This is a genomic window from Paraburkholderia sp. MM5384-R2, from assembly GCF_014201025.1.
In the GTDB taxonomy this organism is placed as follows: domain Bacteria; phylum Pseudomonadota; class Gammaproteobacteria; order Burkholderiales; family Burkholderiaceae; genus Paraburkholderia; species Paraburkholderia tuberum.
In genome coordinates, this window is record NZ_JACHDI010000004.1 from 354,093 (window position 1) to 364,586 (window position 10,494).

8 protein-coding genes are annotated in these 10,494 nt (G+C 66.0%); 5 read left to right on the forward strand and 3 right to left on the reverse strand.

Features of this window, described 5'->3' with window-relative positions; translation table 11 throughout:
* The first annotated feature begins 19 nt into the window (after window positions 1–19).
* Window positions 20–451, forward strand: coding sequence for a response regulator (locus tag HDG37_RS10010; RefSeq protein ID WP_184046560.1), 432 nt, complete (start codon window positions 20–22; stop codon window positions 449–451).
* A gap of 111 nt (window positions 452–562) precedes the next feature.
* Here HDG37_RS10010 and HDG37_RS10015 read toward each other — a convergent pair whose 3' ends face one another.
* Window positions 563–1,354 (reverse strand): DUF4410 domain-containing protein, encoded by a 792-nt coding sequence (locus HDG37_RS10015; RefSeq protein WP_184046562.1) that lies wholly within the window; start codon window positions 1,352–1,354, stop codon window positions 563–565.
* Between the two features lie 577 nt (window positions 1,355–1,931).
* Entirely contained in the window at window positions 1,932–2,384 is a 453-nt protein-coding gene (locus tag HDG37_RS10020; RefSeq protein ID WP_184046564.1) for a hypothetical protein, read from the reverse strand.
* Window positions 2,385–2,759: 375 nt separating this feature from the next.
* Between HDG37_RS10020 and phaP the strand changes: the two genes are divergently transcribed.
* The 3 genes from phaP (at window position 2,760) to HDG37_RS10035 (ending at window position 5,471) form a co-directional block, all read left to right on the forward strand.
* Window positions 2,760–3,185, forward strand: coding sequence for a phasin family protein (gene phaP, locus HDG37_RS10025; protein ID WP_184046565.1), 426 nt, complete (start codon window positions 2,760–2,762; stop codon window positions 3,183–3,185).
* 520 nt (window positions 3,186–3,705) lie between these two features.
* Window positions 3,706–4,155: a DUF2844 domain-containing protein gene (locus tag HDG37_RS10030; RefSeq protein WP_184046737.1), complete on the forward strand. Its 450-nt coding sequence runs from the start codon at window positions 3,706–3,708 to the stop codon at window positions 4,153–4,155.
* Between the two features lie 32 nt (window positions 4,156–4,187).
* Window positions 4,188–5,471 carry a DUF3443 domain-containing protein gene (locus HDG37_RS10035; RefSeq protein ID WP_409260050.1) on the forward strand — a complete coding sequence of 428 codons (1,284 nt, stop codon included), beginning with the start codon at window positions 4,188–4,190 and terminating at the stop codon, window positions 5,469–5,471.
* Between the two features lie 111 nt (window positions 5,472–5,582).
* On the opposite strand, the gene HDG37_RS10040 is transcribed toward HDG37_RS10035, so the two are convergent.
* A complete protein-coding gene (locus HDG37_RS10040) occupies window positions 5,583–6,683 on the reverse strand; it encodes a putative zinc-binding metallopeptidase (RefSeq protein ID WP_184046568.1) in 1,101 nt (366 codons plus the stop codon).
* Between the two features lie 325 nt (window positions 6,684–7,008).
* Between HDG37_RS10040 and HDG37_RS10045 the strand changes: the two genes are divergently transcribed.
* A complete protein-coding gene (locus tag HDG37_RS10045; RefSeq protein WP_184046570.1) occupies window positions 7,009–10,494 on the forward strand; it encodes a DUF2126 domain-containing protein in 3,486 nt (1,161 codons plus the stop codon).

The window sequence follows — 10,494 nt, forward strand, 5'->3', positions numbered from 1 at the left end:
TACTCGCAGGCCGCCATACATGCCACGAAATCCGACTACCTGCCAGAGGTGGAGCGCCCGAGAGGTCCAGCTATTGCACGACGTGCCGCGCGTGCTCGTCATCGACGACAACGAGAGCGCCGCCGAAGCGCTTGCCACCTGGCTTTCCTACGAGGGCGTCGAGGCGCGCGCCGCGACTGGCTGCACCGCGGCGCTGCACTGCGTGCGCAACTGGGTGCCCGACGTCGTCGTGCTCGACATCATGATGCCGGAGCGCGACGGCTACGAAACGGCGAGCGCGCTGCGCCGCTACCTGCCGACGCACAGTCTGGGCATCGTCGCGTTTACGTCGCTGGACGAGGACCACGTGAGGCAAACTGGCCGCGAGCGCCACAACTTCGACGGTTATTGCCAGAAGGGCACGGCGCCGGCCACGCTGCTCGCACTGCTGCGAGGGTTGTGGCGCAGCTAGCGAGGGGGGGCGCGTCGAAAAAAAAACGCGGCGGCGTGGACATCGCTCCACACCGCCGCGCTTTTCAACCGCGCTCTTTAGTCGGACCCGCAACCCGCCGCGCTCAACTGCTCAGCTCTTTCGCGCGGTCTGCATCCAGCCGGCTTGCACGCCGAACTGCGCGATCTGTTTCGCGACTGCATCGGCGAGGCGCTTTGCATCGTCCGACACGCCCGCGCGCTTCGTTTCGGTCACGCCGTGCAGGCCCGCGCCGGCCGCTGCCGCGGTCGCGACGGTGCCGGCCGCCGCGCCGACCCCGGCGGTTTCGACCATGCCGGGCATCTTGCCGCTGTCCGCGTTGGCCGTGAAGCTCCGCACGACACGCGGCGTGCCGCCCGCGGGCTGGTAGACGATCCGCACCGCGCTGCTCACCTCGCTCTTGCCCGCGCCCAAGCCGATCAGCGTGCGGCGGCGGCGATTGCCGGCGTCGATCGTCTCGAAGCTGCCTTGCACGAGCAGCACGTTCTGGCCGGCGGGCACCGGCGCGTCGGTGCGCACCGCGTGCAGACCCATCGCCTGCAGCTGATGGACGATCTCGTCGGCGACCTGCTCGCGCACCTGGGCGGCATCGGCAACCTGCTTCTGCGCGTCCGACGAGCCCGACATCTGCATCTTCAGTTTTTGCAGCATGCCGCCGTTGTCGAGCTTGACCTGCTGCGGATCGGCATCGAACGTGTAGACGTAGATCGTGTCCGGATGCATCGTCGATTGCGTGCCTGCGTCGGCCGTCGCGGACGTGCTCGTCGCGCTCAGATTCGTGACGCTGGCGCCGGCGCAGCCGCTCAGCAGCGCTCCGCCGCACACGAGTGCCATGCAGGTGAAACGGGCGGCGTTCTTTTTGATGAAGTTCACTGAAGTCAACATGATGATCCTGTGGTCGGCACGCGGTGCCAGTCTGTTCGAGTCCATCGCCGATGATCGGGCAACCGTGGGATCGTCGATCATCGGCGAAGGGATTCGCACGTGAAGCCTTTCGATCTCATGCGTCTGTGATTCGTCACGCACCGGCAGCGAACGAAGTATGGGTGAGCGGCTCGCCGAACTCCATTCAACAATTATTTCGAGCGATGTCACGGCGAGACGAAGAAGAGCGTGCGGACGTCGAGCCGCCGATCAGCTCAAAGCGAGCTTGACGATGCAGCACAGGACGAACACTAGCAGGGCGGCGGCAATGGCCATGTCCATCGGATAGCGCATTCCTTCACCCTGCCCTGACGTTGCGGAGCTCCTATCGTAATCACCTGACGGAAGATGAAAAGCATCAGTGAAGCGCCAATGTGGGACAGGCAACGTAGTCCCGGAAAGCCGCGCGGGGCGGGGCTGCGGGAGCGCACGGACGAGATGCGGCGAGGGAGCGGTCGCTCGAACGCGCTCGCATGCTCCGGCGCAAATAAAAAGCGCCGCGTGGCGCGGCGCTTTATTCGCAATTCGCGATGAAAATTTATTGCGGTTGTGCCGCTGGCTGACCCGGCGGCGTACCATGCGGCGCCTTGTTCGCCGCCACGAGATCTTCGGCGAGACTCGTGCGTAGCGTCGCGATCGCCTGCTCGGGATTGGCGGGCTTCAGCTGCTCGCGCGCGAGCGAGTCGTACACGTAGTGACGCAGCATCGGGTCCTGGGTCTTGTTCAGCACGTCGTGGTAGACGGCGACGATCTCGCCTTCATGACCGTTTAGCGCGTACAGACGGCGCAGTTGTTCGAGATCATTGATCACCGCGAAAGCTGGGCTCGGGTGACCCATCATCGGACCATGCCCCGGCGGCCCGTCGCCGCGCGGGCCGCCGTCGTGCATGGCGGCGGGCGGGGGCGGCGGCATGCCGTCGTCGGCGAGCGCGGCCGTCGCGATGATGCCAAGAACCGCGGCCACGGCCGCGCCGAAGAATGCGTTTCTCATGATGTCGCTCCCATCGAAAACAGCGCCGGCGCCACGATGGACCGGCTCCTCGCAACGATAGTCGACCCGCTGATTCGTCGGGTTACGAAAGCCATTCAGTAACTTTCCGAGCCTTTCGCGGCGCGCGGCATAGCGGCGCGCGGTTCTGCGGCGCAGACCCCGAAGCGACGCACGTTGCCGTGCACCGGTTTTCGCCAGGGTGAGTCCGCTGGCGCAACCCAGCCGGATAGCGCATGATTGCTCCGATGTGCCGTGCGACCCCAAAAGCACCTTGCTGTGGCGGCACGCGCGGCACACGCAGCCGCCGGCATCGGCGTCGCGCCTGGTGTGGGCGACGCAGAGGCGATGAGTCTTCAACCGCAAGGAGGATTTCGCATGGACCGACCCGATGCAGCCAATCCGTTTGGCGATCTAACCAAAATGCTGGAGCAGTTCAAGCTCCCCGGATTCGACGTGCCCGCCATCATGGAAGCGCGCCGAAAGGACATGGAAGCGCTGGTTCAGGCGAATCAGACAGCATTCCAGGGGATGCAGTCGCTCGCGCAGAAACAGGCCGACATGCTGCGCACCACGCTGGGCGAGCTACAGGCGTTGACTGCACAGCTCACGGCGGCCGGCGCCGCGCCGTCGAGCAAAACCGCGGAGCTGATCCAGCAGAGCCTGCACAAATCGCTCGCCGACATGCAACAGCTCGCACAAGCCGCGTATCAGACCCAGGCGGAGTCGTATGGGGTGATCGCGAAACGCGTCGAGGAGAACGTGCAGGAGTTGAAGTCGCTTCTTCAGCAACAGAAGAAGTAGCGCACGCCGCGAGTTCCGGACGATCTATGACGCGGAGGGCCGCCAGGCCCTCCGCTTTTTTTGCCCGTCGGGATTTGCGTTGCAAGCCTCATGTAGTCAGAGGAATGCGGACTCCGCCCGCTCGTTATTCGGCAGACGCTTACATCGATGAACAAGCGCTGCTCAGGTTCGCAACTTTTGAGCGTGACGGCCGCAATTTCCGCAGTCGGTCAGTTCTGAATGTCAGACGGAAACCGAATAAGCGTCAAAGCATTGTCGCCAAAAGGCTTTTGCCCACGCTGATCAAACCCGGTCGATCGATTCAACAACTCCGAACAGTGTCAATCGCGCCGCAAACGCTTGCCGCGCGCCATTCCCCTGACTAAAGTTTCGCCTCGCCTTTCCGTAGACGCATTCACGCAGCCAAACCGGCGTGAAGGCAACCGGCTTTGCCGGTCAGGTGTGCGCCCCTAGTCTCGCGTTTGTGATCGGCTACATGCAGGTCGCGGCGTTTCACCTCGAAGGAAATCTCTTGAAACCGATGCTTCTCACCCGCATTGCCTGCGCAATGCTCGGGGCAAGCTGCGCGTTGCCGTTCGGCGCGCACGCGACGCTCGGCCAGAACGCCAGCACCGTCGACGGCGATCGGACGCGCCTGCATGCGGTTGCTCGCGCGGCCAGCGCACAGGGCGCGTATTCGGTGTATGCGCTGACGCTGCCGTCCGGCACCCAGGTGCGCGAATACGTGGCGGCCAACGGCATCGTGTTCGGCGTCGCGTGGGATGGCCCGACGCTGCCCGATCTGAAGGCGATGCTCGGCGCGTCCTTCGATGCCTACGTCGCCGCCAGCGTGGCGCGGCGCGGCGCGCCGCTCGCGGTCTCGAACAGTGATCTCGTGGTGTTCTCGAGCGGCCATCTACGCGCGTTCACCGGCTACGCCTATCTGCCGCAGGCGGTGCCCGCGGGCGTCGACGTCAGCGTTATTCAATAACGGAGCGAATCATGCGATCCAGGTCTTCGTGGATGACTCTGCTGGGCGCGGCGCCCCTCGTGGTTCTGGCGCTGGTGGTGAGCGCGTGCGGCGGCGGCGGGGGCGGCAGCGCGAGCACCACGGCCAATTCGAGCACCTCCAGCAACTCGAACGGTTCGGGCAGTTCGACCAGCTCGTCGGGTTCGACCGTGACCAACACGTCGCCGTCGCCGCAGGTGCTGGCCGCCAACGCGGTGCGCGTGACGGTCGACTCGGGCGTCAGCAACGTGCCGAACATGCCGTTCGTCAGCATCACGATCTGCGCGCCCGGCACCAGCAACTGCCAGACGATCGATCACGTGCTCGTCGATACCGGCTCGTGGGGCGTGCGCGTGTTCGCGTCGCAATTGCCCGCGTCGATGAGCCTGCCGCAGCAGAAGGACGGCTCGGGCAACCTGGTTGCCGAATGCATGCAGTTCTTCGACGGCTACACGTGGGGCGCGGTGAAGCTCGCCGATGTGCAGATCGCCGGCGAAAAAGCCGCTGCGCTGCCGATCCAGCTGATCGATCCGGGCTACGCGTCGCTGCCGGGTGATTGCGCGGCCGTCGGCGCGGCGCGCAACACGCCGGCCGCCTTGCAGGCGAACGGCATTCTCGGCATCGGCGTGTTCAAGCACGACTGCGGCGCGAACTGCGTGCAGCAGGCGATCCCCGCGACCTACTATGGTTGCAGCGGCACCAGTTGCACGTCGATACCGCTCGCGCAGACGTACCAGGTCGCCAATCCGGTGCCGTACTTCGCGACCGACAACAACGGCTCGATGCTCAGTCTGCCGACCGTGTCGGGCGGCGCGCCATCGGTGTCGGGGCAACTCGTGTTCGGCATCGGCACGCAGAGCAACAATGCGCTCGGCGGGGCGCAGGTGGTCGGTGTGAACCCGTCGAACGGCACGTTCACGACGGTGCAGAACGGCACCACGTATACGCGCAGCATTATAGACAGCGGCTCGACGGGACTCTTCTTCCAGACCACCTTGATGCCGGCCTGCGCGAGCCCGAACGGCGCTTATTACTGCCCGAGCTCGACGCAGCAGTTGAGCGCGATGATCGAAGGCGTGAATGGCACGACGAGCGCGGTGACGTTCAACGTCGGCAATGCGATGTCGATCGCGCAGACTTATAGCGGCGACTCGGCATTGCCGCTGCTCGCCGGCCCGGCATTCGTCACGTCGACGGTGTTCGACTGGGGGCTGCCGTTCTTCTACGGTCGCAATGTCTATGCGGCGATCGAGCAGCAGTCGACGCCGGGTGGGACGGGGCCTTATGTGGCGTACTGAAGTCGCGTACTGAAGTCGCGTATTGAAGTGGCGAACCGAGCGCGTGTAGCTCGCGGCTCGATGATGCGCGTCGTATGCGCCCGCTGCCGGCTGGTCCGGCGGCGGGCTTTTTTATGCGCTGGTTGGCTCGCGGTCGCCCCGCTTGTCGCGCTTGTCACCCGCTGCCGCGATCACGCGATGCACAAAGCGCAGCTTGTCGACCACCGGCGCGGCGAGCGTGAACGGATAGCCGTCGGGCATGCCGAGACTGCGATTCAGACTGTTCAGCGCATAGGTGAGCGGAAACCAGCGCTTCATCAGATTGCCGAAGCTCGCGTCCTCGACCGGCGTGCGGTCGGTCAGCGTCGGCTCGCTCGGATCGTCGGGCAGCAGCGCGAGGCCGTAAGACGTCGACGTGTCGAGCACGTCGACGATCAGCAGATAGTGCGCCCATGTCTCCGCCCAGTCTTCCCACGGATGCATCGTCGCGTAAGCGCTGATGTACGACGCCTGCCAGTCGGCCGGCGCGCCGTCGCGATAGTAGGCGTCCAGCGCTTCGCCGTAGTCGGCCTGCTCGTCGCCGAACAGCTTGCGAAACGGTTCGAGCCAGCGCGGCTCGGTTTCGATCAGGTGGCGGAAAAAGTAGTGGCCCGTCTCGTGGCGGAAATGGCCGAGCAGCGTGCGGTACGGCTCGCCCATCGCGGTGCGCACTTTCTCGCGATGCGCGTCGTCGGCCTCGGCGATGTTCAGCGTGATCAGCCCGTTGTCGTGACCGGTCATCACGGGCTTGCCGGCGCCGCCGTCGGCGAGAAACTCGAAGGCGAGACCGCGCTCGGGGTCCGCGTCGCGCGATCGCACGTCGAGGCCAAGCTCGCCCAGCGTGTACAGCAGACGCCGCTTCGCGACTTCGAGGCGGTACCAGTAGAGCCGGTTTTCCGGTTCGCTCAGGTTCGGAATCGTGCTGGTCAACTGGCAGGCGTGGCACAGCGTGTCGGGCGAATCGGCTGGGATCATCCAGTTGCAGACGTTCTCGACCGCGTAGTTGTGGCATTGTCGGAACAGCGCGCCATTCGCCTCGGGATGCAGGCTGCGCCAGCGGCCGTCGCCGGCGTCCCCGAACGCGCTGATTTCCCGCAGTTCAGGCAGATAGCCGAGCAGCGACTCGCAGCGCTCGCAGCGGACGTTCTCGTAGAACACGAGGTGCGCGCAGCGATTGCAGTGGAAGGTTTTCATCGGGCGGGCCTCGTGATCGGTGCTATGTCGTTTGCGATGATGAGCCATGGTAAGCGGCATCATCAACGCGATAGCGGACGAAAGGCGGTCGCAATCTTCATGCCGCGATTGCCAGACGTCACCGCTTTAACGCACATTACGGTCATGATCGTGCATCGGCGCTGCGCCGCTTTGGTGCACGGTCCGAGGCGAGCCCGCGGCAGGGCGCGAGGTACGCAACGCAAAGGCAGTTCAGACAACACCAAACGATTCATACGGGTTTGTCCAGCAACGGCATAGAGCTTGCTTTTTTGGCGGGCTGCCCCCCTTCGTCGAGGAGTCCGGAGTGTCCATACGCGTCGCGTTGCATCACGTTACTCATTACCGCTACGACAGGCTGGTCACGCTGTCACCCCAGGTCGTGCGGCTGCGGCCCGCGCCGCATTGTCGTACGCCGATCCTGTCGTACTCGATGCGCGTCGAACCCGCGAGGCACTTCATCAACTGGCAGCAGGACGCGTTCGCCAACTATCAGGCGCGGCTCGTGTTTCCCGAGCAGACCCGTGAGTTCAAGGTGAGCGTCGATCTGGTCGCCGAAATGGCCGTCTACAACCCGTTCGACTTCTTTCTCGAACCATCGGCCGAGCAATTTCCATTCGACTACGCGCCGGAGCTGGCGGTCGAACTCGCGCCCTACCGCGTGAAGCGGCCGATGACGCCGCGCTTCGCCGAGTTCGTCGCGAGCATCGACCGCACGCCGGCCGGCACCGCGAACTTCCTGGTGGCGCTGAACCAGCGGCTGCAACGCGAGATCCGCTACCTGATCCGGATGGAGCCGGGCGTGCAGACGCCGGAGGAAACCTTGACCAATGCGGCGGGCTCGTGCCGCGATTCGGGCTGGCTGCTCGTCGAGACGCTGCGGCAGCTCGGCTTCGCGGCGCGCTTCGTGTCGGGCTATCTGCTGCAGCTCGCGCCCGACGTCAGATCGATCGACGGCCCGAGCGGCACCGAGGTCGACTTCACCGACCTGCACGCCTGGTGCGAGGTCTACCTGCCAGGGGCGGGCTGGATCGGGCTCGATCCGACCTCGGGGCTGCTCGCGGGGGAAGGGCACATACCGGTCGCGTGCACGCCGGAGCCGGGCAGCGCGGCGCCGATCTCGGGTGCGGTCGACGAAAGCGAGGTCGAGTTCGGACACACGATGTCGATCGAACGCGTGCTCGAGTCGCCGCGCGTCACGAAGCCGTATAGCGAAGCCGCGTGGCACGACGTGCTGAAGATGGGCGCGCGGGTCGACTACGAACTCGCCGACATGGACGTGCGACTGACGATGGGCGGCGAGCCGACCTTCGTATCGGTGCGCGATCGCGACGCCGCCGAATGGAACACCGACGCGCTTGGACCCACCAAGCGCGGCTACGCGGTCGCGCTAGTGGACCGGCTGCGCGAGCGCTACGGCGCGAATGGCTTTCTGCATACCGGCCAGGGCAAGTGGTATCCGGGCGAGCAACTGCCGCGCTGGGCGATGTCGCTGTACTGGCGCGCCGACGGCGAGCCGTGCTGGCACAACCCGGCCCTGTTCGCCGACGAACGCGAGCCGGGCCGCTACACGGCCGCCGACGCGCAACGCTTCATCGCGCATCTGGCCGCGAAGCTGTCGCTCGACACGGACTGCATCCAGCCCGGCTACGAGGACACCTGGTACTACCTGTGGCGTGAGCGTCGCCTGCCGGTGAACGTCGATCCGTTCGACGCGCGGCTCGACGACGAGCTCGAACGCGTGCGACTGCGGCGCGTGTTCGACGCGGGGCTCGCGAGCCCGGCGGGCTACGTGCTGCCGATCGGCCGCGAGCGCGGCGCGCCGGGCATCGCGCCGACGTGGATCACGGGCCGCTGGTTCTTCCGCGACGACCGCATGTATCTGATTCCCGGCGATTCGCCGATGGGCTACCGGCTGCCGCTCGAATCGCTGCCGTGGGTGTCGAAGACCGACTATCCGTATCAGCACGCGCACGATCCGTTCGCACCGCCGCAGCCGCTGCGCACGGCCGTGCAGTTGCGCGTGCAGTACGAAGGCGGGCGCGAGGGCCGGCAGATCATCGAGGAACAGACCGGCGCGCGGCAGGCGGCCGCGCTGTCGCTGCCGGCGGCCGATCTGCTGAGCGGCATGCCGCACGGCGGCGTGCTCGCGTATGCGCCGCAGCGCCATGACGAATCGCCGCCCGCGCTTGGCGAATCGTCGAAGGACACGCTGCGTACCGCGCTGTGCGTCGAGGTGCGCGACCCGAAACGCGCGGCCGGCCCGGAAGCCGAAGCCGATTCGTTCGGCAGCGGCCGTACGCTGCTGCACGTATTCATGCCGCCGCTGACCGATCTCGACGACTATCTCGACCTGCTCGCCGCAGTCGAAGCCACGGCCGCGGAGCTGAAGATGCAGATCGTGCTCGAAGGCTATCCGCCGCCGCGCGATCCGCGTCTGAAAGTGCTGCAGGTGACACCGGACCCCGGCGTGATCGAAGTCAACATTCATCCGGCCGCGAACTGGGACGAGCTCGTCGATCACACCGAGTACCTTTATCAGTCGGCCGCGCACAGCTATCTGAGCAGCGAGAAGTTCATGCTCGACGGGCGCCACACTGGCACCGGCGGCGGCAATCACTTCGTGCTCGGCGGCGCGACGCCCGCCGACAGCCCGTTCCTGCGCCGGCCCGATCTGCTCGCGAGCCTGATCGCGTACTGGCACAACCATCCGTCGCTGTCGTATCTGTTCTCGGGGCTGTTCATCGGACCGACGAGCCAGGCACCGCGCGTCGACGAAGCGCGCAACGATCAGGTCTACGAACTCGAGATCGCGTTCTCCGAACTGCAACGCCAGGTCGATCTGCTCGGCGGCCGCGACAGCGGCAACCCGCCGCCGTGGATGATCGACCGCGCGCTGCGCAACATCCTGATCGACGTGACCGGCAACACGCACCGCGCCGAGTTCTGCATCGACAAGCTGTATTCGCCCGACGGCCCGACCGGCCGCCTCGGCCTGCTGGAGCTGCGCGGCTTCGAGATGCCGCCGCACGCGCGCATGAGTCTCGTGCAGCAACTGCTGCTGCGCGCACTGGTCGCGCGATTCTGGCGCATGCCGTACACGCAGCGGCTCACCCGCTGGGGCACCGAGTTGCACGATCGCTTCCTGCTCGGCACCTTCGTGAAGATGGATTTCGACGACGTGCTCGCCGAGCTCGGCGAAGCCGGCTTCGCCTTCGATAGCGCGTGGTTCGCGCCGCACTTCGAATTCCGCTTCCCGCTCGTCGGCGAGATGACGCTGAGCGGCATCGACCTGACGATCCGCAATGCGCTCGAACCATGGCACGTGATGGGCGAGGAGGGCGCCAGCGGCGGCACGGTGCGCTATGTCGATTCGTCGGTCGAGCGGCTCGAGGTGCGCGCGCTCGGGTTGAACGGCAATCGTTACGTGCTGAGCGTCAACGGCGTGCCGGTGCCTTTGCAGCCGACCGGCCGCGTCAGCGAGTACGTGGCCGGCGTGCGTTTTCGCGCGTGGTCGCAGTCGTCGGCGCTGCATCCGACGATCGGCGTACACGCGCCGCTCACGTTCGACCTCGTCGACACATGGAGCGGCCGCTCGCTCGGCGGATGCCAGTATCATGTCGCTCATCCGGGCGGGCGCACCTATCAGACCTTCCCGGTCAACGCCTACGAGGCGGAAAGCCGGCGACGCTCGCGTTTCTTCGCGTCGGGTCATACGCCGGGGCCGCTCGCCGTGGGCACGCCGCAGCGCAGCCTCGAGTTTCCGTTCACACTCGATCTGCGCCACAGTTGA

Excerpts from the sequence above, each read along its gene's own strand:
- HDG37_RS10035 (WP_409260050.1), top strand. The coding sequence starts at position 4,188 with ATGACTCTGCTGGGCGCGGCGCCCCTCGTGGTTCTGGCGCTGGTGGTG.
- HDG37_RS10010 (WP_184046560.1), top strand. The coding sequence starts at position 20 with ATGCCACGAAATCCGACTACCTGCCAGAGGTGGAGCGCCCGAGAGGTC.
- HDG37_RS10030 (WP_184046737.1), top strand. The coding sequence starts at position 3,706 with ATGCTTCTCACCCGCATTGCCTGCGCAATGCTCGGGGCAAGCTGCGCG.
- HDG37_RS10040 (WP_184046568.1), bottom strand. The coding sequence starts at position 6,683 with ATGAAAACCTTCCACTGCAATCGCTGCGCGCACCTCGTGTTCTACGAG.
- phaP (WP_184046565.1), top strand. The coding sequence starts at position 2,760 with ATGGACCGACCCGATGCAGCCAATCCGTTTGGCGATCTAACCAAAATG.
- HDG37_RS10020 (WP_184046564.1), bottom strand. The coding sequence starts at position 2,384 with ATGAGAAACGCATTCTTCGGCGCGGCCGTGGCCGCGGTTCTTGGCATC.
- HDG37_RS10015 (WP_184046562.1), bottom strand. The coding sequence starts at position 1,354 with ATGTTGACTTCAGTGAACTTCATCAAAAAGAACGCCGCCCGTTTCACC.